At 59.6% G+C, this 23,808-nt stretch carries 20 protein-coding genes and 3 pseudogenes; 8 read left to right on the top strand and 15 right to left on the bottom strand.

The annotated features are described in order from the left end of the window. Positions 1-20: 20 nt before the first annotated feature. The 6 genes from ACA051_RS00995 to ACA051_RS01020 form a co-directional block, all read right to left on the bottom strand. The gene (locus tag ACA051_RS00995; RefSeq protein WP_497373140.1) at positions 21-1,262 is read right to left on the bottom strand and encodes an SfnB family sulfur acquisition oxidoreductase; all 1,242 of its coding nucleotides are present in this window, start codon (positions 1,260-1,262) and stop codon (positions 21-23) included. A 323-nt stretch (positions 1,263-1,585) separates the two neighbouring features. Beyond that, positions 1,586-2,350: a hypothetical protein gene (locus ACA051_RS01000; protein WP_497373142.1), complete on the bottom strand. Its 765-nt coding sequence runs from the start codon at positions 2,348-2,350 to the stop codon at positions 1,586-1,588. A 485-nt stretch (positions 2,351-2,835) separates the two neighbouring features. Beyond that, complete coding sequence (tcyN, locus tag ACA051_RS01005; protein WP_403104331.1) at positions 2,836-3,591, bottom strand: L-cystine ABC transporter ATP-binding protein TcyN; 756 nt, start codon at positions 3,589-3,591, stop codon at positions 2,836-2,838. Positions 3,592-3,595: 4 nt separating this feature from the next. Then, positions 3,596-4,261, bottom strand: a complete 666-nt coding sequence (gene tcyL / locus ACA051_RS01010; RefSeq protein WP_010464804.1) for a cystine ABC transporter permease — start codon at positions 4,259-4,261, stop codon at positions 3,596-3,598. Then, entirely contained in the window at positions 4,261-5,061 is an 801-nt protein-coding gene (gene tcyJ / locus ACA051_RS01015) for a cystine ABC transporter substrate-binding protein (RefSeq protein ID WP_497306939.1), read from the bottom strand. Before tcyJ ends, tcyL begins: the two co-directional genes overlap by 1 nt. A gap of 250 nt (positions 5,062-5,311) precedes the next feature. Beyond that, positions 5,312-6,304, bottom strand: a complete 993-nt coding sequence (locus tag ACA051_RS01020; RefSeq protein WP_497306941.1) for a D-cysteine desulfhydrase — start codon at positions 6,302-6,304, stop codon at positions 5,312-5,314. Between the two features lie 190 nt (positions 6,305-6,494). On the opposite strand from ACA051_RS01020, the gene epsC reads away from it, so the two are divergent. From epsC to betT, 3 genes are all read left to right on the top strand, one after another. Next, the gene (epsC, locus tag ACA051_RS01025; RefSeq protein WP_109627305.1) at positions 6,495-7,421 is read left to right on the top strand and encodes a serine O-acetyltransferase EpsC; all 927 of its coding nucleotides are present in this window, start codon (positions 6,495-6,497) and stop codon (positions 7,419-7,421) included. 491 nt (positions 7,422-7,912) lie between these two features. Next, entirely contained in the window at positions 7,913-9,244 is a 1,332-nt protein-coding gene (locus ACA051_RS01030) for an IS110 family RNA-guided transposase (protein WP_497373144.1), read from the top strand. Between the two features lie 338 nt (positions 9,245-9,582). Further along, positions 9,583-11,538, top strand: coding sequence for a choline transporter BetT (betT, locus tag ACA051_RS01035; protein ID WP_497310519.1), 1,956 nt, complete (start codon positions 9,583-9,585; stop codon positions 11,536-11,538). Positions 11,539-11,546: 8 nt separating this feature from the next. On the opposite strand, the gene ACA051_RS01040 is transcribed toward betT, so the two are convergent. After that, positions 11,547-11,807: a hypothetical protein gene (locus tag ACA051_RS01040; protein WP_497306942.1), complete on the bottom strand. Its 261-nt coding sequence runs from the start codon at positions 11,805-11,807 to the stop codon at positions 11,547-11,549. A 136-nt stretch (positions 11,808-11,943) separates the two neighbouring features. Then, positions 11,944-12,063: pseudogene (locus ACA051_RS01045) on the bottom strand (SDR family oxidoreductase); the annotation flags it as partial. On the opposite strand from ACA051_RS01045, the pseudogene ACA051_RS01050 reads away from it, so the two are divergent. The 4 genes and pseudogenes from ACA051_RS01050 to mgrA form a co-directional block, all read left to right on the top strand. Then, positions 12,046-12,174: pseudogene (locus ACA051_RS01050) on the top strand (LysR family transcriptional regulator); the annotation flags it as partial. The pseudogenes ACA051_RS01045 and ACA051_RS01050 overlap by 18 nt on opposite strands. Before the next feature lie 129 nt (positions 12,175-12,303). Further along, positions 12,304-12,485: pseudogene (locus ACA051_RS01055) on the top strand (type II toxin-antitoxin system HicA family toxin). After that, on the top strand, positions 12,482-12,946 hold the full coding sequence (locus ACA051_RS01060; protein ID WP_497373146.1) for a type II toxin-antitoxin system HicB family antitoxin: 465 nt from the start codon (positions 12,482-12,484) through the stop codon (positions 12,944-12,946). The pseudogene ACA051_RS01055 and the gene ACA051_RS01060 overlap by 4 nt, the downstream one beginning before the upstream one ends. Positions 12,947-13,082: 136 nt before the next feature. Further along, a complete protein-coding gene (gene mgrA / locus ACA051_RS01065) occupies positions 13,083-14,120 on the top strand; it encodes an L-glyceraldehyde 3-phosphate reductase (RefSeq protein WP_497373148.1) in 1,038 nt (345 codons plus the stop codon). Positions 14,121-14,273: 153 nt separating this feature from the next. Here the strand turns inward: mgrA and tauD are convergent, their stop codons facing one another. The 7 genes from tauD to ACA051_RS01100 form a co-directional block, all read right to left on the bottom strand. After that, the gene (gene tauD / locus ACA051_RS01070) at positions 14,274-15,116 is read right to left on the bottom strand and encodes a taurine dioxygenase (protein WP_497306947.1); all 843 of its coding nucleotides are present in this window, start codon (positions 15,114-15,116) and stop codon (positions 14,274-14,276) included. Between the two features lie 144 nt (positions 15,117-15,260). Further along, on the bottom strand, positions 15,261-16,094 hold the full coding sequence (tauC, locus tag ACA051_RS01075) for a taurine ABC transporter permease TauC (protein WP_497373150.1): 834 nt from the start codon (positions 16,092-16,094) through the stop codon (positions 15,261-15,263). After that, positions 16,091-16,885, bottom strand: coding sequence for a taurine ABC transporter ATP-binding subunit (tauB, locus tag ACA051_RS01080; protein ID WP_497306951.1), 795 nt, complete (start codon positions 16,883-16,885; stop codon positions 16,091-16,093). The genes tauC and tauB overlap by 4 nt, the downstream gene beginning before the upstream one ends. 16 nt (positions 16,886-16,901) lie before the next feature. Next, positions 16,902-17,879, bottom strand: a complete 978-nt coding sequence (gene tauA, locus ACA051_RS01085) for a taurine ABC transporter substrate-binding protein (protein ID WP_497373152.1) — start codon at positions 17,877-17,879, stop codon at positions 16,902-16,904. A gap of 243 nt (positions 17,880-18,122) precedes the next feature. After that, a complete protein-coding gene (gene gshA, locus ACA051_RS01090) occupies positions 18,123-19,706 on the bottom strand; it encodes a glutamate--cysteine ligase (protein WP_497306954.1) in 1,584 nt (527 codons plus the stop codon). 292 nt (positions 19,707-19,998) lie between these two features. Beyond that, entirely contained in the window at positions 19,999-20,382 is a 384-nt protein-coding gene (locus tag ACA051_RS01095; protein WP_007949206.1) for a PaaI family thioesterase, read from the bottom strand. After that, the gene (locus ACA051_RS01100; RefSeq protein ID WP_497373154.1) at positions 20,382-22,706 is read right to left on the bottom strand and encodes a Tex family protein; all 2,325 of its coding nucleotides are present in this window, start codon (positions 22,704-22,706) and stop codon (positions 20,382-20,384) included. The genes ACA051_RS01095 and ACA051_RS01100 overlap by 1 nt, the downstream gene beginning before the upstream one ends. A gap of 360 nt (positions 22,707-23,066) precedes the next feature. Here ACA051_RS01100 and ompR point away from each other — a divergent pair, with 360 nt between their 5' ends. Beyond that, positions 23,067-23,807 (top strand): osmolarity response regulator transcription factor OmpR, encoded by a 741-nt coding sequence (gene ompR, locus ACA051_RS01105; RefSeq protein ID WP_010464774.1) that lies wholly within the window; start codon positions 23,067-23,069, stop codon positions 23,805-23,807. Position 23,808 lies beyond the last annotated feature (1 nt).

Here is a 23,808-nt window from a genome sequence, read left to right on the forward strand (position 1 = left end):
TTTCTCCAGAGGTCTGGTCGTTAAATCCAGGAATGGCGAGCGGGGAGCGTGCCGTTGAGGTAATAGGTTCCGACCGCGTGATACTTCCAGCGAACGGGGTCGTGCAGCGTGTGCACGCGGGCGTTGCGCCAGTGGCGGTCGAGGTTGAATTCGGCGAGGGTTGCGCGACTGCCGGCCAGCTCGAAGAGCTTTTCGCTGGCGAGCAGCGAGATCTCGGTGGTCAGCACTTTCGCTTCAGCGACGGCAATCGAAGCGCGTGCGGCAGACTCGGCAGTGAGTGGCGCGGCGTTGACCTGATCGAGCACTTGCCCGGCCTTGCGCAGCAGCGCTTCGGCGGCGTGCAGTTCGATTTTCAGTTTGCCGATATCGGCGATCACATACAGGTCGTCGCTGGCCCGTTCGACCTTGGCGTCGATCCATGGCCGGGCGCGGGTTTTCACGAACTCGATGGCGTCGTCGATGGCACCGCGCGCGATGCCTGCGTCGATGGCGGCTTGAATCAGTTGCGACACGGCACCCTGGATGTTCGGGCTGTCATTGATCTTCCAGTTGTCCACCACCAGCTCGGCGTCGACCCGCACGTTGTTGAGCAAAATGGTGCCGCTGGCGGTGGTGCGCTGACCGAAGCCCGACCAGTCATCCACAATGCGCAGGCCCGGTGTGCCGCGACGGACGAAGGCCAGCACTTGCTTACCGTCGTCGTTCAGCGCCTTGACCGCCACCCAGTGGGCGAACAGTGCGCCGGTGGAGTAAAACTTCTGGCCGCTGATGACAAAACCATCCCCGTCAGCGGTGATCCGTGCCTTGAGTTCGAGGGTGTTTTTGGTGCCGCGTTCCGGCCCGGCATTGCCGATGCGCCAGCCTTCAAGCACGCTTTTGAACAGCTGTTTTTTCTGCGCTTCGGTGGCGCTGCCAAGCACCAGATTCAGGATGCCGAACTGGTTCTGTGGGATCTGTCCCAGTGCCGGGTCCGCCGCGGAAATGATCGCGAAGACGTCGGCCAGGGTGACGAACGAAACTTGTGGGCCGCCGTACTCGTGCGGGATGGATATGCTGCCCAATCCGCTGCGGGTGAACTGTTCGATTTCCGACCAGGGTAACTTGCGTTGCCGGTCACGTTTGGCTGCTTGCAGGCGGGCGACTTGCGCCAGCTCATGGGCGGCCTTGATGGCTTGTGCGTCGTTGCGCAAAACCTGTGCGGGCAACAACAACGGGGCGATGTCCAGATCACTCTGAACGATTGCATCTGCCAGACTGGACATCAGTGCCGCTCCTTGGCTGCACGCAATGCCCTGGCGATCTGCACTGGGGTGATTGTGTTCCGGACCATACCTACCTCACATCTCATGGGTCGCCGCGATGGTTGCGGCGCAATAAAAACAAGAATGTCCGGTGGTCCGGTGCATATACCGTAAGCGCGTATAAAAATTAAATAAACTAACTTTTAGGAATATGCATAGAAGGGTGCCGCTTTCCTCTGTAGGAGCGAGGCTTGCCCGCGAAGGCGGAGTGTCGGGCACCTTTGATGTTGACTGGCACACCGCCTTCGCGGGCAAGCCTCGCTCCTACAAAGACGGCGGTGTTTTCAGTTTTTGCGCGTTTCGGCGGCTTTCAATTCTTCTTTGAACGGCACTTTCAGATAGGGATTGTTGCAACCGATCTTGAGCCTGCGCGGCGGTGCCCAGCCGGAGTTGTTGCCCACCCGATCGAGGATGCAATAAGTCACCTCCAGCCGAAGGTCTTCGCCGGCTTCGAGAATGATCGCCGGCGGCACCCAGACCTGAACGGACTGGCCCACCTCATTGGCTTTGAGCTGCGGCAGGTCCATACGCACATCACCCCAGCGCAAGGTGATTTCATCGTCGACGGCCATGTTCAGGTAAGGCTCGATGGTCAACGGTACGCCGCGCTTTATCTGGTTCGGATTGACCCCCTGACGGCGAATGGTTTCGGGGATGCCCACCAGTGCCAAGTGCTCGTTTTCGTGACCGCACAGCGTGAGTGGCTGACCGCCCGGGCAATCGAGCTTGATCTGTACCTGGGTGGCGAGGGACAGCGCCGGCCCTTGTCCGACCTGCATGACGCGGTAGTGAATGCAGGAGGAGCCATTGGCGATAAAGCTTTGCGGCACACGCAGGCTGACGACTTCGCCGACATCATCGGCCGTGAGGACGCGGGAAGCGACGTAGCAGTTGTCCCAGAACAGTTCGATCAGGTCGCCTTCGTCCATGTCGGGGTAGGGCGCCACATCGATCAGCAGATGGGCCGCCGAAGTGACATTGATGCCGGTCTTGTGGGATTGCGCCAGGGTAGGGGCCGCAAGTCCGGTTTTATTCGAGGTGCTTGTCATGGGTTTCTCCTTGAAGCCTTGCAGCGAAGTCCGTTTCTGAAAAATCAAAAGGCGTGTATTACCGAGCAACAAAGTTGTTCACTATTTGCAAGTTTCAATAATGATTTTTAACGATGGCTGACGCCTGCTGGAGACTAGATAAGAGTGCGCTTGAATGGGTGTCAATAGAGGTGGCTAGTTAAGTAGTGCATTCAGTGTTATTCAGAAAAATCCTACGCATTGAAGTTAATAAGCCGCACCACTCTGTCGAATTTTGCCGCGTATTTGTCGATTTTCAGGCGTGGGTGGCGGCAATCGTGTGCTCGGCGAGGGCACTGGATTTGGTGAATGTTAGGCGAGTTAAATCTGTTGCAGAACATATATATGTACCGCGTGCAGTTTTAAAAATTGATCTACTATTTGAGTGAGCGAGAAGAGAGTGTCGGGAGAAGCGGGGGGGAAGTTGTCACTTCCATCCATGGAAGTTAACAAGTGGTGAAGCGATATTAATGGTTGGCGTTATTCAGAAACTTGCTGAGGAACTGCTTCGTCCGTTCTTCTTTCGGGTTGGCAAACAGCGCCTTGGCTTCGCCTTGCTCGACGATCACACCCTTGTCGAAAAACACCACACGGTTGGCCACGTCCCGAGCAAAGCCCATTTCGTGGGTGACGATCACCATGGTGCGCTTTTCTTCGGCCAGGCTGCGGATGGTCGCCAGCACTTCACCCACCAGCTCCGGATCAAGCGCTGAGGTGGGTTCATCGAACAGGATCACTTCCGGCTCCATTGCCAGCGCACGGGCAATCGCCACGCGCTGTTGCTGACCACCGGAAAGGCGTCGCGGGTAAGCGTCTTCCTTGCCCGCCAGGCCAACCCTGGCCAACAGCTTTTTACCCAGGGCAACGGCGTCGGCGTGCGGGATCTTCTTCACGATGATCGGGCCTTCGATGACGTTTTCCAGCGCGGTGCGATGGGGGAACAAGTTGAAGTTCTGGAACACGAAGCCGACGTGCTGACGCAAGCGCCGCACCAGGCTCTGCTGCTGGTTCAACGGGCGGCTGCCATCGATCTCGATGTCACCGACCTTGATCCGGCCGCTGGTAGGTTCTTCCAGAAAATTCAGGCATCGCAGGAAGGTGGTTTTACCCGAGCCGCTAGGCCCGATGATCGCGACGACCTCACCTTCCTTCACTTGCAGATCGATGCCGTTGAGCACCACTTGACCCTTGAACTGCTTTGTCAGTTTTTCCACGACAATCATTGGGTCAGGACTCCTGGTCGTGCCGATTGACCCGCTCTTCCAACTTGTTCTGCAGGTGCGACAGCACCGTGGCCAGAATCCAGTAGATCAGCGCGGCGGCAAGGTACATGGTGAACACTTCGAAGGTGCGTGCCGTGATCAGCTGCGCCTGGCGGAACAGCTCCGGCACCTGGATGGTGGCGGCCAGCGCGGTGTCCTTGACCAGCGAAATGAAGCTGTTGCCCAGCGGCGGCAATGCAGTGCGCATTGCTTGCGGGATGATGGCCCGGCGCAGGGTCTGCGCACGGGTCATGCCGATGCTGGCGGCAGCTTCCCACTGACCGCGTTCGATGGAGCTGATCGCGGAACGCAGGATTTCACAGGCGTAAGCGGCCATGTTCAGTGAGAAGCCGATCAGGGCAGCCGGCAGCGGATCGAGTTCCATACCCAATTGCGGCAAGCCGTAATAGATCACGAACAGTTGCACCAGCAACGGCGTGCCGCGAAAGAACGACACGTAGATGCGGGCGATCCAGCTCACCAGCTTGAAGCGCGACAGGCGCATCAGTGCCAGGCCGAAGCCCAGCATGAGGCCGAAGAACATCCCGCCCAGGCTCAAGATGACCGTGTAGTAGGCCCCCTTGAGCAGGAAAGGCAGGGAGTCCAGTGCAAGTTGGAAAGCTTCTTCCATTATTGAGTGACGTCAGCGCTGAAGTATTTTTCCGAAAGCTTTTTCAGCGTGCCGTCGGCGCGCAGCTTGTCGATGGCCTTGTTCACGGCTGCCAGCAACTCAGGCTCGCCTTTGCGCAGGGCAATACCGGCTTCCTGGCGGGAGAACGCTTCGCCGGCGGCGGTGGTGTCTTTGGCTTTCTTGGCGTATTCCAGCGCGGCGAGACGGTCGATCAGAATGGCGTCAATGCGGCCGACGCGCAGGTCCTGGAACTTGGTCGGATCATCGTCATAGGTCTTGATGATGGCTTTTGGCTGATTGTCTTTGAGCCACTGCTCGTAGTTGGTGCCCAGGCCTACGCCGACTTTCTTGTCGGCCAGATCGGCGGCAGTCTTGATGTTCAGCTCCGCAGCCTTTTTGGTCAGCACCAGCGCCTGAATCCCGGAAACGGTGTACGGCTCGGAGAAGTCATACTTCTTCTTGCGCTCTTCGGAGATGGTCACCTGGTTGATCACCGCGTCCAGACGCTTGGATTCCAGCGCCGCGAGGATGCCGTCCCATTTGGTCGGTTGCAGCTTGACCTTCACGCCCAGCTCTTTGGCCAGGGCTTCGGAGAACTCGACTTCGAAACCGGCCAGTTTGCCGTCGGCGTCGACGAAACTGAATGGTGGGTAAGTGCCTTCCAGACCAACGTTGATCACGCCAGCGTCTTTGATTTTTTGCAGTTGCTCACCGGCAACCGCTTGCCCCAGCAGGCCGGCGCTCAGCGCCAGGCCCAGCGAACCGACCAGCAGATTTCGACGTAGTGCGGAAAAATTCATGACAAGCCCCTGTGTTTTCTTATGAAGACGCTTTTAGGAATGTTGGCAAATTCGGGATTTGAACGACTGCAATATCCTGCCCTAATGCAGCGTATGCGTCTCGCTGCAAATTCGCCTGCGGCGTGACTATATGATGGCGCTTTTAGATAGGAAAATAATAAATATTACGTTTGTTATTCTTCTATCGAATATGCGATTCACACGATCCTCTGTGATGAGGGGGCAAGCCCCCTCGCCACAGGTCTATCGTCTACAGGAAGTCTTTGTAGGCAAACAACGCCGGTGCACCACCGGTATGAAGGAAGATGATCGGACCGTCGTTAAAGCGCTGACGACCGATGCCGTCAAGCAACCCGGCCATGGCCTTGCCGGTGTACACCGGGTCCAGCAGCAACCCTTCCTGACTCGCCATCAGTTTCACCGCCGCCAGCGTCCCGGCATTCGGCTCGCCATAACGCGGACCGAAATATTCGTCCCACAATTCGATCTTGAAACTCGCCGGCAGGCTCACGCCCAGCAACTCGGCAGTGCGCTCGGCCAGGCCCTGGACTTTCGGGCGCTGATCTTCATCGCTGCGGGAAACCGTGACACCAATCACTGGCAAATCCGGCAGTGCTTCACTTAACGCCAGTGCCAGACCACTGTGGGTCCCGGCACTGCCCGAGGCCAGCACCACGGCGGCAAATTGCAGGCCGGTGTCCTTGATCTGCTCGGCCAGTTCCAGCCCGGCGCGCACATAACCCAAAGCGCCCAGCGCATTGGAGCCACCAATCGGTACCAGATACGGCTTCTTGCCGTTATTGCGTAAACGGTCGGCCAGGGCTTGCAGTTGCTCGTCGGCGTTGTCGAGGTTTTCCACCTGTTCGACTTTGGCATCGAACAGGTCGAGCAGCAGCCGATTGCCGTTGCCGAGGTAGTTGGCGTCGTCGGTGCCCAACGGGTTTTCCAGCAGTGCGACGCAGCCCAGGCCAAGCTTGGCTGCAATGGCGGCGGTCTGGCGCACGTGGTTGGACTGCAGCGCGCCAGCGGTGATCAGCATGTCGGCGCCTTGTGCCAGGGCATCGGCCGCGAGGTATTCGAGTTTGCGCAGCTTGTTGCCGCCCATGGCCAGCGGTGTCAGGTCATCGCGTTTGACGTACACGTCGCGGCCGAGCCAGGTCGACAGCCGTTCGAGTTTTTCAAGCGCGGTAGGGTGGCCGAGGAGGTCGAGGCGGTTAAAGCGGGCAAGCTGTTGTTTGATCATGGGTCCGTACTGGCCAAGGGAGATGTCAGGACTATAGGCACGCCTATATGCATGGGCAACCGCCAATCGCTTATATCCATAAGTGCTGAACACAGCACAATTGGTTCTTAATTCGGCTTCCAGACCTTGCCGTAAAGTAATCGCCGTCAGTGCGGCCAGACAGTCCGGCCACCCGTGAGGAGTTTTTACCGTGAGCGAGCGTTCCAGCCATTGGCAATTGCAGACCATCGTCAGTCAACTGCGTACGGCGCGTGACCAGTGGCGCGCACAAAACGGCCGCGCCAGCGGCGAGCAGGGCGGTCGCGAGTTGCCTTCCCGTGCCGCCATGGCGGAGATACTTGAAGCGCTATGCGGTGCCCTGTTTCCGATGCGTCTGGGACCGGTGGATTTGCGTGAGGAGAGTGAAGACTTCTACGTCGGCCACACCCTGGACGTCGCGTTGAATGCATTGTTGGCGCAGGCGCGACTCGAACTGCGTTACGCCGCTCGCCACAGCGCCGCGGCCGACACCGAGGTCGAGGCCAAGACCATTGCGATCATTCAGGATTTCGCCCTCGCGTTGCCGGGGCTGCGCAGCTTGCTGGACACCGATGTACTGGCGGCCTATCACGGCGACCCGGCGGCCCGTAGCGTCGATGAAGTGTTGCTGTGCTATCCGGGCATTCTGGCGGTGATTCACCATCGTCTGGCACACCATTTGTACCGCGCGGGGTTGCCGCTGCTGGCGCGGATCAGCGCAGAAATCGCCCACTCGGCTACCGGTATCGACATCCACCCTGGCGCGCAGATCGGCCGCAGCTTCTTCATTGATCACGGGACGGGTGTGGTCATCGGCGAGACGGCGATCATTGGTGAGCGCGTGCGGATTTATCAGGCCGTGACGCTGGGCGCCAAGCGCTTCCCGTCGGATGAGGACGGCCAGTTGCAGAAGGGTCATCCACGGCATCCAATCGTTGAGGATGATGTGGTGATCTATGCCGGCGCGACGATTTTGGGGCGGATCACCATTGGCAAGGGCTCGACCATTGGCGGCAACGTCTGGCTGACCCGTAGCGTGCCGCCGGGGTGCAACCTGACGCAGGCGAATTTGCAGCATGATGATGGGACGCAGAAGTAAGGCCTGGAATTTTCGCTGACTGAACCGGCCTCATCGCGAGCAGGCTCGCTCCCACAGGTATTGTGTCGAACGACAATTTTATGAACGACACAAAACTTGTGGGAGCGAGCCTGCTCGCGATTGGATTTCAAGGCGAACGCAAATACTGGCATTTAACTAATTTCCCGCTGAACGAATCCTCCCGATCCCCCGTCATACCCATCCTTGAGCTAGCGTAAAGGCACAAGATTTTGTGGCGAGGGAGGCCCCGCGCCGTCTTCGACGCCGCGCTGTCGCGCAGCAAACAGGTTCATCGTAAAGTTTGAAGAACGCGCGCGGGGCAAAGGCCGTAACCAGCACTGGTGTGACAGCACCCGAGAGGGAGAGTGGCCTGCACGGTATCGGCGTGGAGTCGCTGACGGCATGGCGTAAGCCATGACCTCGTATAAGAGAGTGAATCCGTTCGCCACCGTGTACCCCGCGCGCGTCGTTCAATCCTGCGAGGAATTGTCATGGCGCGCAAGAACCAGAAGCGTTTTGAGATTATCCATCATCACTGTGCCGGCATTGATGTCGGCCTTCGCGAACACTGGGTCGCCGTGGATTCAGGGCGATGTGATCCGCCTGTTCGTCAATTCTCCACCTTCACCGACGACTTGATTGCTTTGGCCGACTGGCTCCAGTCACTGAACATCAACGTGGTGGCCATGGAGGCGACGGGGGTCTACTGGATCCCCCTTTTCGAAGTGCTGGATGCACGCGGATTCGAGGTTTACCTCGTCAACTCGCGCGCCACCCGGCAGACCTCAGGTCGCAAGTCCGATGTGCTCGACTGCCAGTGGATTTGGCAGCTCATGACCCATGGCCTGCTCAGCGGTGCGTTTCGCCCTTCGGATGAAATCTGCTCAATGCGCTCTCTGGTCCGTCAGCGAGCCAATAAAGTCTGCGATCAAGCCAAGTCCATCAATCGCATGCAAAAAGCCTTGAGCCAGATGAACATCCAGCTGGCCCAAGTCATCAGCGATATCACCGGGGTGACGGGCCTGAAGATTTTGCGGGCTATTGTCGGCGGCGAGCGTAACCCTGAACAACTCGCAACGATGAAAGACGGGCGCATCAAGGCAGATCAGGCGACCATTGCCCGCAGTTTGCATGGCAACTGGCGAGCCGAGCACTTGCATGCTCTGAGTCAGGAATTGGCCTGCCATGACTTTCTGGAAACCCAGATCGCCGAGTGTGACCGGGCCATCGCCCAGGCACTTGAGCGACTACCGGTTCTTGAGCATGAACCAGTGGCACCCGGCAAGCCGCTGCGCAGCCCGCACCGCTCGACCGACCAACAGCAAGCGTTGCACCGGGCATTGAACAAGGTAATGGGTGTGGACCTGACGGCTATCCCCACCATCGGGATTGATACGGCGCTGGTATTAGCCAGTGAATTGGGGCCGGATTTGTCACGTTTTCCCACCTCTCAGCACTTTTGCTCCTGGCTGGGCGTGGCACCGCCTACGCGGATATCAGGAGGTAAACCGCTTCCAGGGAAAGCACCGAAAATCATTAATCGAGCAGCTCAAGCGCTTAAGCAAGCGGCTTCCAATGGGCGACAGGACAAAAGTTTCATCGGCGCCAGCCACCGCGCCCGCCTGACGCGGATGGACACCAGTTGCGCGATCAAAGCCACCGCACACCAATTGGCGCGGCTGATCTACGCCATGCTGACGAAGGGGCAGCCCTATGTTGAGAAGGGAATTGAAGAGTTTGAAGAAAAAAGCCGCAGCCGACAGCTGCGCGCTCTGGAGCGAAAAGCACGCAAGCTAGGCATGCAACTGGTCAAAGCAGCATGATTTTTCAAGAGCAAAAACAATGGGTTATTTTTTGTTTGATAAGAGCTTGCTCCCGCTCGGGTGCGAAGCAGCCGTAATTTTGCAAAAAACCGGGTGCCGCTGCGCGGCACAACGGGAGCAAGCTCCCTCGCCACAGGGTACCGCCGAGCCTTGCGATTAGTCCTTAGCAGCCTATTCATGTTTAACTTGAACGCTCATTCAAGTTAAACCGCCGGTTTGCTGCCCGTTCACAACAGGAGGCTTGCCTTGCCGAGTCCGTTACTGATTGCCCTGTTTCATCCCCTTGAGGTGCACCTGTCATGAGTGCATCGTCCGTCCCTCCAAGCGGCCAGGTCCGCATGAATCCGCCGGTGTTTTACTTCGCGGCGACCTTCATTCTGCTGTTCGGCATTGTCGTCATCGCCATGCCTGAACAGGCCGGTGCCTGGCTGCTGGAAGCGCAAAACTGGGCGGCCAATACGGTCGGCTGGTATTACATGCTCGCGATGACGCTGTATCTGGTCTTCGTGGTGGTCACCGCCTTGTCTGGCTACGGCAAGATCAAGCTCGGTGCCGACCACGACGAGCCCGAGTTCAGTTATCTATCGTGGGCCGGCATGCTGTTCGCCGCCGGGATCAGCATCACGCTGTTCTTCTTCTGTGTGTCCGAACCGCTGACCCACTTGGCGCAACCGCCGCAAGGCGAGGCCGGCACGGCGGATGCGGCGCGTCAGGCGATGCAGATTCTGTTCCTGCATTGGGGCCTGCACGGCTGGGGCGTGTTCGCCTTTGTCGGCATGGCGCTGGCCTACTTTGCCTACCGTCACAACCTGCCGCTGGCCCTGCGTTCGGCGCTTTATCCGCTGATCGGCAAGCGCATCAACGGCCCGATCGGTTACGCCGTGGATGGCTTCGGCATCATCGCCACGGTGTTCGGTCTTGGCGCCGACATGGGCTTCGGTGTGTTGCACCTCAACTCGGGTCTGGACTACCTGTTCGGCATCGCTCACACCCAGTGGATCCAGGTCGGCCTGATCACGTTGATGATGGGCGCGGCGATTATCGTTGCGGTGTCCGGCGTCGACAAAGGCGTGCGCGTGATGTCCGATATCAACATGCTGCTGGCCTGTGCGCTGTTGCTGTTCGTGCTGTTCGCCGGCCCAACTCAGCACTTGCTCAACACCCTGATCCAGAACATCGGCGACTACCTCGGCGCGTTGCCGATGAAGAGTTTCGACCTCTACGCCTACGACAAACCCAGCGACTGGCTGGGCGGCTGGACGGTGTTCTATTGGGCCTGGTGGATCGCGTGGTCGCCGTTCGTGGGCCTGTTCATCGCACGGATTTCCCGTGGCCGGACCATCCGCGAATTCGTCTTCGGCGTGCTGCTGATTCCGCTCGGCTTCACCCTCGCGTGGATGTCGATTTTCGGCAACAGCGCCATCGACCAAGTCCTGAACCACGGTATGAGCGCCCTCGGCATGTCGGCCATCGATAACCCGTCGATGACCCTCTACCTGCTGCTGGAAACCTACCCGTGGAGCAAGACCGTTATTGCGGTGACGGTGTTCATCAGCTTCGTGTTCTTCGTCACCTCGGCCGACTCCGGCACCGTGGTGCTGTCGACGCTCTCCGCCAAGGGCGGCAACCCTGATGAAGACGGGCCGAAATGGCTGCGGGTGTTCTGGGGCGCGATGACCGCGCTGGTGACCAGTGCGCTGCTGTTCTCCGGCAGCATCGATGCGCTGAAGTCCGCGGTGGTGCTGACTTCGTTGCCGTTCTCGATGATCTTGCTGCTGATGATGTGGGGGCTGCACAAAGCGTTTTATCTGGAGTCGCAGAAGCAGATCGCGCAGTTGCATTCCCTGGCGCCGGTTTCAGGTTCGCGGCGGGGTGGCTGGCGTCAGCGCTTGACCCAGGCCGTGCATTTCCCGTCTCGCGATGAGGTCTATCGCTTCCTCGACACGACGGTGCGTCCGGCGATCGAAGAAGTGAGCGCCGTGTTCATCGAGAAAGGGTTGAACGTGGTCACTCAGCCGGACCCGGCCAACGACAACGTCAGCCTGGAAATCGGTCACGGCGAGGAGCATCCGTTTATCTATCAGGTGCAGATGCGTGGCTACTTCACGCCGTCGTTTGCTCGTGGCGGCATGGGTTCCAAGGAACTCAACAACCGTCGTTATTACCGGGCTGAAGTGCATCTTGCAGAGGGCAGTCAGGACTACGATCTGGTGGGTTACACCAAGGAGCAGATCATCAACGACATCCTCGACCAGTACGAACGGCATATGCAGTTTTTGCATTTGGTGCGTTGATCGAGCACTCACGTCTCGGTGGTCAACACCATGAACAGCACCAGCGCCGCCACCGGGACACCGAACACGGCGCTGCCGACGACCAGTTCCGTGCTCAACGGCTGGCCGGCATGGACCATGCCGACCGCGCCGTTGATCAGCGTCAGTGCCAGCCACAGCACCACAAAACTGTAGGCCAGGGTCTGGCGGCTGAAGCCGATTTTCTCGCCGATGAACAGCATCAGTGCCAGCAGGATCAGGCCGAAGGTGATGATGATCGTGGTGTGCATGATGCGTGTTCTCCCTTCAGATGTGTGCTGCCCTCAAGACCGCCTTCGCGGGCAAGCCTCGCTCCTACAGATTGCGCGCAACCCCTGTAGGAGCGAGGCTTGCCCGCGAAGGCGTCTGGCCTGCCTGCAAACCAGCTTAAACCAATCCAGCATTAGCCCGCAGAATCTGTCCATTGACCCAGGCCGAATCCGGCCCAACCAAAAAAGACACTACGCGAGCAATATCCTCCGGCTGACCGAGACGCTCAAGCGGAGGCCACCCCCACCCATGCCGGTGTCGGTGCTGTATCCCCACAACCGACACATGTCGCCACGGGTTCGGGTGTTTGTGGATTGGTTGGGGGAAGTGTTCGCCGGGGCTCGGTAGCCGTTGGTCCGGGGGCGAAACAGCGTTGGGCCAGAACGGCTAATATTTGTCAGAGTGTGTATGGTGTGTATTAAAAAATCGTACGTCGCGTAACGTGCGCAGAAGGAGCTGCCCACAAGGACGAAGGTGATCCGAAGTCGAGAAATGATCAGGATGATCGAGGAGGACGGTTGGTATCTGGTCGCCGTGAAAGGCAGCCACCATCAGTACAAGCATCCAGGCAGCCTGGAAGGGTGACGATAAAGCACCCTGACTCGGACCTTCCAAAAGGAACGATCAACAGCCTATTGAAACAGGCGGGTCTGAAATGAGGCCCGAGATCGGAAACGAGAGCCTCGAAGGGGCCATATCACAGGAAGGACTCACCGAAATGAAATTCCCGGTCGTTCTGCACAAGGATGCCGACTCAAACTACGGAGTGATTATCCCGGACGTTCCGGGTTGCTTCTCCGCGGGCGCTACTGTGGCGCAGGCATTTGAAAACGTGAAGGAAGCGTTGTCGCTGCACTACGAAGGCCTGGTCGCCGATGGCGATCCACTTCCGCAGATACACGAGATCGATGCTCATCTCGATAACCCTGATTACGCGGGTGGTGTGTGGGGTGTGGTCGAATTTGATATCACGCCTTACTTCGGTAAGTCAGTGCGCTTCAATGCCACTCTGCCTGAGCAGTTGCTTGAGCGTATCGACCAGACTGTCCGGCGGGATCAGCGATATAGCTCAAGGTCTGGCTTTTTGGCGGCCGCCGCGCTACGTGAGTTGTCGGCTTAAACGTTGAAGGATTAAAAATCTGTGAAACGTTTCAGCATTTTCTCGAGTCCGAGGTTTATCGGCGTTTGTCTGGGCGTATGCTGGGCAACTTGCGAAACAGTCGATACCAACTTCAAGACAGACAAGAGAGGATTCGATGACTTACACCGCTGCCGAAAACCGCTACGACTCTATCCCTTATCGCCGCGTAGGCCGCAGCGGTCTGGTGCTGCCGGCACTGTCCCTGGGCCTGTGGCACAACTTCGGCGACAGCACGCCGATCGACACTCAGCGCTCGCTGTTGCGCACGGCCTTCGACCTGGGCATCAACCACTTCGACCTGGCCAACAACTATGGCCCGCCGTATGGCAGTGCCGAGATCAACTTCGGTCGTTTGCTGCGTGAAGACTTCAAGCAGTACCGCGACGAGCTGATCATCTCGAGCAAGGCCGGTTGGGACATGTGGCCCGGCCCTTATGGCCAGGGCGGCGGTTCGCGCAAATATGTGCTGGCCAGCCTTGATCAGAGCCTGCAACGCCTGGGCCTGGACTACGTGGACATCTTCTATTCCCACCGCTTCGACCCGGATACACCGCTGGAAGAAACCGCCAGTGCGCTGGCCACCGCCGTGCAGCAGGGCAAGGCGCTGTACATCGGTATCTCGTCGTATTCCGGGGTGAAAACCCGTGAGATGGCGGCGCTGTTGAAAGAGTGGAAAGTGCCGTTGCTGATTCACCAACCGGCTTACAACTTGCTCAATCGCTGGGTTGAAAAGGATCTGCTGGAGGTCACCGACGAACTCGGCACCGGCGTGATTGCTTTCACGCCGTTGGCGCAGGGTTTGTTGACTGACAAATACCTCAATGGCATTCCGAAGGATGCGCGGGTCAATCGTCCGGGCGGTGGTTCATTGCAGTCTGCGCACTTGTCCGAGGCCAACATCGCCCATGTGCGCGGACTCAACGAAATCGCCAAGCGTCGCGGTCAGAGCCTGGCGCAACTGGCGTTGGCGTGGGCGTTGCGCGATCCGCGCGTGACCTCGGCGCTCATCGGTGCGAGCCGGCCGGAGCAGATTATCGAGAACGTCGGGGCGTTGAAGAATTTGAGCTTTAGCGCGGAAGAACTGGCGGAGATTGACCGGTTTGCCCAGGAAGGCGGGATCAATCTTTGGGAGAAGCCTTCGACGGCTGAGTAAGTGTTCGGCGCCGGGTCTACCGGCGCCTGTCAGATTGCCTTCGCGAGCAAGCCCGCTCCCACATTCGACCGCGTCCTCAAATAAGAACGCGGTCGAATGTGGGAGCGGGCTTGCTCGCGAAGGGGCCAGACCAGTCAATGAAGAAATCAGGGTTCACTTAAAAAACGGCACATCCCCCAACACCGTCGCCCGCTGCATCACCCGCCGCGCCGGTCGGTAATCATCCACGGCGTAATGCTGTGTCACGCGGTTATCCCAGAACGCCACGTCATCCTTCTGCCAACGCCAGCGAATCGTAAATTCCGGCCGCGTTGCGTGAGCAAACAGAAACTTCAAAATCGCTTCGCTCTCGGTGTCCGACAGCTCATTGATCTTCGACGTGAAGCCTTCATTGACGAACAATGACCGGCGCCCGCTCACCGGGTGTGTGCGGATCACCGGGTGCGACAACGGTGGATTTTTGCGGCGTGCTTCTTCCCACTGGGCCAGGGCTTCAGGCGTGTTGCCATAACGTTCCTGCGGAAACGAGCGGGTGAAATCGTGAGTTGCCGTCAGGCCTTCTAGCAAGCTTTTCATCGGCGCGGACAGCGCTTCATACGCCGCAATGCCACTGGCCCACAGCGTGTCGCCACCAAACTCCGGCAGCAGCTTGGCGCTCAGCACCGCGCCCATGGCCGGGGTCGGCAGGAAGGTCACGTCGGTGTGCCAGATCGCGTTGTCGCGCACGTCGGTGACGGCGGTGTCGAGGATCAATACTTCGGGCTGTTCCGGCACATTCGGGTAAATCGGATGGATGTGCAGATCGCCAAAATTCGCAGCGAATCGCGCCTGCTGTTGTGGCGTGATCGGCTGGTCGCGGAAGAACAGCACTTGATGCTTGAGCAACGCCTGCTCGACGGCGTCGCGCTGTTCCAGGTTCAGTGGCTGGCTGACGTCGATGCCGCTTATTTGGGCGCCGAGGGCCGAGCTGAGGGGGACGATGGTCAGGTTACTCATGGTGATTCTCTTCAATCCGGAGCGCTGAGCTTTTGTAGGAGTGAGCCTGCTCGCGATAGCTGTCTGTCAGGCAACATCGCAGTGACTGACTCAACGCATTCGCGAGCAGGCTCACTCCCACAGGGTTTGTCACATGATGATTTTTCAGTGGGCCTGGCCGTGCCACGGCACCCATTTGCGTTGCAGGGCGCGCAGGCCCATTTCCATGGCGAAGGCGATCAGTGCGATGACCAGAATCCCCAGCACCACCACATCGGTGACCAGGAATTGCGCGGCCGACTGCACCATAAAACCCAAGCCGCTGGTGGCAGCGATTAATTCGGCGGCGACCAGCGTCGACCAACCCACGCCCAACCCGATGCGCACACCGGTCAAAATGTCCGGCAAGGCACTCGGCAGAATCACATGGCGAATCAACTGCGCCCGGGTTGCGCCCAGCGACTGAGCGGCCCGCAACTTGGCCGGGTCAACCGTGCGCACGCCAGTGGCGGTGGCGATGGCGATCGGGGCGAAGATCGCCAGGTAAATCAGCAAGACTTTCGACAGTTCACCGATGCCGCACCAGATCACGATCAGCGGCAGATAAGCCAGTGGCGGAATCGGGCGGTAAAACTCGATCAACGGATCGAGAATGCCGCGCGCGATGCGGTTGTGGCCGATGGCGATGCCGACGGGCACGGCGGTCAGCACCGCGAAACCCAGGCCCAGACCAATTCGACTCAGGCTGGCGCCCAAGTGCTGCCACAACGTTGAATCCATGTAGCCGCTGGTCACCAGCAACCAACCTTTTTGCAGCACGGCGGACGGTGGCGGCAGGAACAGCGGTTCGATCATCCCTGTGGCGGTGACGGCCCACCAAATGACAACAAGCGCCACCAGCGTCAGCACGCTGATCCACCGAGTGCTGAGCTTGCGACGAACCGGGATGACCGTCGAACCTGGCTTCACCGCAACGGCGGGAATCTGATAACTGCTCATGCGCGCTCCTGCCGCTGGGCGGTGCTGCGTTGGGAGAACACTTTGGCGAGCACGTGTTCGCGGGTTTCGATGAAGCGCGGGTCGGACTTGATCGCTCGCGCCGACTCACCGGCAGCGTAACGCTGACCGAAATCCAGGCTCAGGCGCTCGACGATTTGCCCCGGGTTTGGCGCCAGCAGAATCAAATCCGTGGCGAGGAACACCGCTTCTTCGATGTCGTGGGTAATCAGGAATACCGGTTTGGCGGTGCGCTGCCAGACTTGCAGCAGCAGCTCCTGCATCTGTTCACGGGTGAAGGCGTCGAGGGCGCCGAAGGGTTCGTCCATCAGCAAAACGCGTGGGTCGGCAGCCAGCGCGCGGGCCAGGCCGACGCGCTGTTTCTGGCCGCCCGAGAGCTGCCAGATGCGGCGATTTTCGAAACCGGAAAGGTCCACCAGTGCGAGCATTTCCCGAGCGCGGATTTCGCGTTTGTCCCGGGCAACGCCGGCCAGCTCCAGGCCGAAACCGACGTTGGCCAACACGTCCTGCCAAGGCAGCAGGGCGTCGTCCTGAAACACCACGCCGCGTTCGGCGCTCGGGCCTTTGACCGGCACGCCGTCAAGGGTGATGCGCCCGGCGCTGGGCTCGACGAAACCGGCAATCAGGTTCAACAGCGAAGTCTTGCCACTGCCGGACGGGCCGAGGGCAACCAGCAACTGCTGGGGGCCCAGGCTCAGGGAAATATCCGCCAGTACCGGTTCCGGGCTGCCGGGGTACTGTGCGCTGATGCGCTCCAGCTGTAGCAAAGCCATTGCGGTTAACTCCCGATCAGTTGGTGATGTACTTGGCGCTGACGTAAGGGGCGTAGTCCGGCAGCACAGCCTCGACCTTGCCTTGTTCCTTGAGGAACGCGGCGGTGTCGGTAATGGCCTTGGTGGTCGGTGCGCCGAGGGTGATCACTTGGTCAGCCGCCAGCGGGAAGACGTTGCCTTGCAGCAGCAACGGAATGTCGCTGGCCTTGGCACCGGAGAGTTTCACCAGTTTGTCGACGTTGCTTTGATTGGCCAGCCAGGCTTTCGGGTCTTTGCGGTAATCGGCGTAGGCGTCCAGGGTCACTTTGGCGAACGCGGTGACGATTTCCGGGTGCTTCTCGGCGAAGTCCTTACGCACGATCCAGGCATCGAAGGTCGGCGCGCCGAACTTGGCCAGTTCGCCGGAGGTAATCAGCACTTTGCCGTTTTCCTTGGCCACACCGAGGGCTGGGTCCCACACGTAAGTGGCGTCGATATCACCGCGTTTCCACGCCGCGATGATGGCGGGCGGAGCGAGGTTGAGCACGGTGACTTTCGACGGATCGATGTTCCAGTGTTTCAGCGCGGCCAGCAGGCTGTAGTGGCCGGTGGAAACGAACGGCACGGCGATTTTTTTGCCGATCAGATCCTGCGGGGTCTTGATCCCGGAACCGTCGCGGGCGACCAGGGCTTCGGCGGCACCGATCTGTGTGGCGATGAGGAAGGTTTCTACCGGGACTTTGCGGGTGATCGCCGCCGTCAGGGGGCTGGAACCGAGGTAGCCGATCTGCACGTCACCGGAGGCGATGGCGGCGATGATGTCGGCGCCGTTGTCGAATTTGCGCCAGTCGATTTTGGCATTGGTGGCTTTTTCGTAGGCGCCCTCGGCCTGGGCGACTTTCGCCGGGTCAACGGTGGTCTGGTAGGCGACGGTGACGTCTGCCGCCTGGGCAAAGAAGCTCGCCGCAGCCAGAGACGCGGCCGCCAGGAGGCGAAGAGGGAAATTCAGTTTCATTGAGAAGCTCCTTGTCAGGCGACCGAGAGTCGGCGTGAAAAGGAGACTAAATGATCTAAGAATCCGAAAATAAATAACTTTTTCGAATGAGCTTATGAGCGGAAAATTCTAAGGGAGACCGCGGTGCGGCCTTCGCGGGCAAGCCTCGCTCCTACAGTTTGTGTCGGTCACCCATTTGTGACTCGACCCCGAACCTGTAGGAGCGAGGCTTGCCCGCGAAAAGGTCCGAAGGACCTTCAGAGGTTAGTTACTGATCGACAGAATGCTCGCCTGATACGACCCGACAAACACATCGAAATCGCCGACTTCGTTCTGTTCCAGCTCCACCTGCTCAGCCAGCGAGGAACGCGCGCGGTCTTCAAACTTCGCCTGATCTTCGCCGTTCAAAGGTTCGCTGCGGAAAAACTCGGCATGCACCTGGCTCTGACGCAGAGAGAACTGGGCAAAGCTCTCCTTGTGCTCGGCCATCGCCGCCAGCACCTGGGCCGAGGGTGTCAGGGACGGGTCCTTGACCTTGGCCAGCTGCGCGTCCAATGCCTTGCTGTGGGCGTCGCCGCCATGGCTTTGATCAAGCATCGCCGCGAGTGGCGCTATTTTCTCCAGCAATTGACCGGCCCATTCCTTCAGGTCGACCGGTTGACCGTCGCGTTGCAGTTGCAGGCCCGGACGACGACCTTCCTTGACCACGCTGAGGAAGTTCGAGGTCGCGTTGCCACACGAGGTGTTAGTCAGCAGCGGACTGTCGTTCAGCGCGCAATACAGCAGGAACGCGTCGAGGAACCGCGACTCGATGAGGTCGATGCCCATCGGAAGGAACGGATTGATGTCCAGGCAGCGCACTTCGACGTACTGGATGCCGCGGGCCACTAGCGCCTGGATCGGCCGCTCGCCGGTATAGGTCACGCGTTTCGGGCGGATGTTGGAGTAGTACTCGTTTTCGATCTGCAGGATGTTGGTGTTGAGCTGAACCCACTCACCGTCCTGATGCGTGCCGATTTCGACATACGGCGCATACGGCGTGGCGACCGCTTTGCGCAGGCTGTCGGTGTAGCTGGCCAGATCGTTGTAGCACGGCGTCAGGCCGGCCTGGGCGTTGCTCTGGTAACCCAGGTCACTCATGCGCAGGCTGGTGGCGTATGGCAGGTACAAGGTGTCCGGGTCCAGTTGTTCCAACTGGTGCGAACGACCGCGCAGGAAACCGGCGTCCAGCGCAGGGGAGGCGCCGAACAGGTACATCAGCAGCCAGCTGTAGCGGCGGAAGTTGCGGATCAGCGCGATGTAGGCCGACGACTGATAGTCGCGGTCGGTGCCGACAAAGCCTTCAGCTTCTTTAAGCAGCGGCCAGAGCTTTTCCGGCAGGGAAAAGTTGTAGTGGATCCCGGCGATGCACTGCATGGTTTTGCCGTAACGCAGGGCGAGGCCCTTGCGGTAGACGTACTTGAGCTGACCGATGTTGGAGGTGCCGTAATAGGCGATCGGGATGTCTTCCTCGGCCGGCAACGGGCACGGCATCGATGGACTCCACAGAAACTCGTTGCCGAGCTTGCTGTAGGCAAAACGGTGGATCTTGTCCAGGCTCGCCAGCGTATCGGCCGGGTCTGGCAGGGCCGGGGTAATGAACTCCAGCAACGACTCGGAATAGTCGGTGGTGATTTGTTCATTGGTCAGCGCGGAACCCAATTCTTCCGGGTGCGGCGTTTGCGCCAGGCGACCTTCGCCGGTCACGCGCAGGCATTCACGTTCGATGCCGTGAAGGCACTGTTCGAGCAGAGAGAGGTTAGCGCGCTCGCCGAGCAGAGCCAGGCGGCGGTTGAGAAGTTCGCTCAAGTTGGATTCCTTCACGCGTCAGTCGCCCCAATATGGGGGTGGGCAAGACGGTCTACAAGGGTGAAGTTGAAACTGGCGTTTTCGCCTGGTTTTTGAGCAGCACAGACCTCATGCCAGTCGGTCAAGGATCAGTCGCCACGGACCCTGTGGGAGCGGGCTTGCTCGCGAAGAGGGCATGTCAGTCAACATTTAAGTCGCCTGACCCATCGCTTTCGCGAGCAAGCCCGCTCCCACAGAAAATCCCGGCGCCGCTTTCATAGCGCCGAAATTAACTCAAATCGAGGGTGGGTAGCTACAGGACAGCGAACGTGCCTTGTGCTTTTGCGACGAGTTTGTCGCCTTGCATCACGTCGGCTTCTACCACCAGCGTGCGGCGGCCCGGGTGAATCACCCGCGCCGTGCACATCACTTCACCGTCTGAAACAGCGCGAATGTAGTTGATCTTGCACTCGATGGTCGCGCTCTGCTGGTCAAAGCCGTGGGTGCTGGAACAGGCCAGCCCCATGGCAATGTCCACCAGACTGAACAAGGCCCCGCCGTGCAGCTTGCCGCCGCGATTGCGCAGCTCTGGCGCAAGCCCCAGGGCGACTTGCGCCACCCCGGTTTCCAGGCTGTGCAAGCGACATCCCAGCAGCTTGAAAAAAGCGCTTTCGGTCAGCCCGGCGGGGATCTCCATCAGCGTTTCTTCAACTGCTTGGCGTTGGCGAACAACGAAGCCATGGCGTTACTGGCCGGGGCCGCTGCCGTGGTTTCTTTGCGTGGTGCGGTGTTCTGGGACTGGCGTGGCGCCGACCCCGGACGTGCACCACGAGCGCCGTCGATTTTCTCGCCCGGGGTGTCGCTCATGCGCATCGACAGACCCACGCGTTTTCGCGGGATATCGACTTCCATGACCTTCACTTTCACCACGTCACCGGCCTTCACTGCTTCGCGCGGATCCTTGATGAACTTCTCCGAAAGCGCAGAGATATGCACCAAACCGTCCTGATGCACGCCGATGTCGACGAACGCGCCAAAGTTGGTCACGTTGGTCACCACGCCTTCGAGGATCATCCCCAGCTGCAAGTCCTTGAGGTCTTCGACGCCTTCCTGGAACTCGGCGGTCTTGAACTCGGGACGCGGGTCACGACCCGGTTTTTCCAGCTCTTGCAGAATGTCGGTGACCGTTGGCAGACCGAAGGTTTCGTCGGTGTACTTCTTCGGGTCGAGACGCTTGAGAAAGCTCGCGTCGCCGATCAACGAGCGAATGTCGCGGTCGGTTTCAGCGGCAATGCGCTGCACCAGCGGATAGGCTTCCGGGTGAACCGCCGACGAATCCAGCGGGTTGTCGCCGTTCATCACGCGCAGGAAACCGGCCGCCTGTTCGAATGTTTTCTCGCCCAAACGAGCGACTTTCTTCAACGCCGCACGGGTTTTGAACGCGCCGTGCTCGTCGCGGTGGCTGACGATGTTCTGTGCCAGGGTCGCGTTGAGGCCGGAGATGCGTGCCAGCAGCGCCACGGAGGCGGTGTTGACGTCGACGCCCACGGCGTTCACGCAGTCTTCGACCACGGCATCCAGGCCACGCGCCAGTTTCAACTGTGACACGTCGTGCTGGTACTGGCCGACGCCGATGGATTTCGGATCGATCTTCACCAGTTCGGCCAACGGATCCTGCAGGCGACGGGCAATCGACACGGCGCCACGGATCGACACGTCGAGGTCCGGGAACTCCTTGGAAGCCAGTTCCGACGCCGAGTAAACCGATGCGCCGGCCTCGGAGACCATGACTTTGGTCATCTTCATGGCTGGGTATTTTTTGATCAGCTCAGCGGCGAGCTTGTCGGTTTCACGGCTGGCGGTGCCGTTGCCGATGGCGATCAGGTCCACCGCATGCTTGGCGCACAGGGCGGCAAGAATCGCGATGGTCTGGTCCCACTTGTTGTGCGGCACGTGCGGGTAAACCGTGGCGTGATCCAGCAGTTTGCCGGTGGAATCGACCACGGCCACCTTGCAACCGGTGCGCAGACCGGGGTCGAGGCCCAGGGTGGCACGCGGGCCGGCGGGGGCCGATAGCAGCAAGTCGTGCAGGTTGTGAGCGAACACGTTGATCGCTTCGGTTTCCGCGCCGTCGCGCAGTTCACCCAACAGGTCGGTTTCGAGGTGGGTGTAGAGCTTGACCTTCCAGGTCCAGCGCACCACTTCGCCCAGCCATTTGTCGGCGGCGCGGTTCTGGTTCTGGATGCCGAATTGCTGGCCGATCATGCCTTCGCACGGATGCATGGCGCCCGGCAGTTCTTCGCCGACCTTCAGTGCGGAGCTGAGAATACCTTCGTTGCGGCCGCGGAAAATCGCCAGCGCGCGGTGCGACGGCATGCTTTTCAGCGGTTCGTCGTGTTCGAAGTAATCGCGGAACTTGGCGCCTTCCTCTTCCTTGCCGGCAATCACGCGGGCACTGAGGGTCGCTTCCTGCTTGAGGTAGCTGCGCAGCTTGTCCAGCAGGCCGGCGTCTTCGGCGAAGCGTTCCATCAGGATGTATTTGGCGCCTTCAAGGGCCGCCTTCACATCGGCCACGCCTTTTTCGGCGTTTACGAAGCGTGCAGCTTCGGCGTCTGGCGTCAGGGTCGGGTCGTTGAACAGGCCGTCGGCCAGCTCGCCGAGGCCGGCTTCCAGGGCGATCTGGCCCTTGGTGCGGCGCTTCTGCTTGTACGGCAAGTACAAGTCTTCGAGGCGGGTCTTGGTGTCGGCGAGTTTGATGTCGCGTTCGAGTTGCGGGGTCAGCTTGCCCTGCTCTTCGATGCTGGCAAGGATGCTGATACGCCGTTCGTCGAGTTCTCGCAGGTAGCGCAGACGCTCTTCCAGATGACGCAACTGGATGTCATCGAGGCTGCCGGTCACTTCTTTCCGGTAGCGGGCGATGAAGGGAACGGTAGAGCCTTCATCGAGTAGCGCGACGGCCGCTTCGACCTGTTGTGGGCGTACACCGAGTTCCTCGGCGATGCGGCTGTTGATGCTGTCCATAAAACCACCTGACAAATTGTGAAAGCAGGCTCGCAGGCGCAGGGATAAAGGCTCGGCGAGTCTGGTTGAGCGGCCTGGCGTGCGCCGCTACCTGGATCAACAGGTATCCCGTTGACCCGTGAAATCGAACAATTACTGCCTGTGCCATGAAAATAAAAAACGGCCACCTACAGTAATGATCAGACGTTGCCTGACACAAAAGGCCGCGCATTATAACCAGCGTTCTATCATTCAGGGGCATCGCAGGCGGTAGCGCGAAGGCCGGATTTCTGGCGGTGAAGGAAAAATCTGCTAACAATGCACACGGTGCGTATAACGGCAGCTACGCCATAATGCGCGCCGAGATCAAAGGAGCATCTAATGAGCAGCACTGCAAACAATGCTGAAGGCGAAAAAATTCTTATTGTTGATGACGATCCAGGGCTGAGCAGCCTGCTGGAACGTTTTTTCGTCAGCAAGGGCTACCGCGCCCGCGCCGTGCCGAACACCGAACAAATGGATCGCCTGCTGGCGCGTGAAGTGTTCAACCTGGTCGTCCTCGACCTGATGCTGCCCGGCGAAGACGGACTCACCGCCTGCCGCCGGCTGCGCACGGCGAACAATCAGATCCCGATCATCATGCTGACCGCCAAGGGCGATGAGCTGAGCCGTATCAAGGGCCTGGAACTGGGCGCCGACGATTACCTGGCCAAGCCCTTCAACCCGGATGAGCTGATGGCCCGTGTCAAAGCGGTCCTGCGCCGTCAGTCGACACCTGTGCCGGGTGCACCGGGCAGCGAAGACGAAAGCGTGACCTTCGGTGACTACGAGCTGTCCCTGGCCACCCGCGAACTCAAGCGCGGTGACGAAGTGCACATGCTGACCACCGGTGAATTCGCGGTGCTCAAGGCCTTGGTCATGAACGCGCGTCAGCCACTGACTCGCGACAAGCTGATGAACCTGGCCCGTGGCCGCGAATGGGATGCCCTGGAGCGTTCCATCGACGTGCAGATTTCCCGTCTGCGCCGGATGATCGAGCCTGATCCGTCCAAACCGCGTTACATCCAGACGGTCTGGGGCGTGGGCTACGTGTTCGTTCCGGATGGCGCCGCCACCAAGTGAT

This window comes from Pseudomonas sp. LBUM1669 (genome assembly GCF_059695705.1).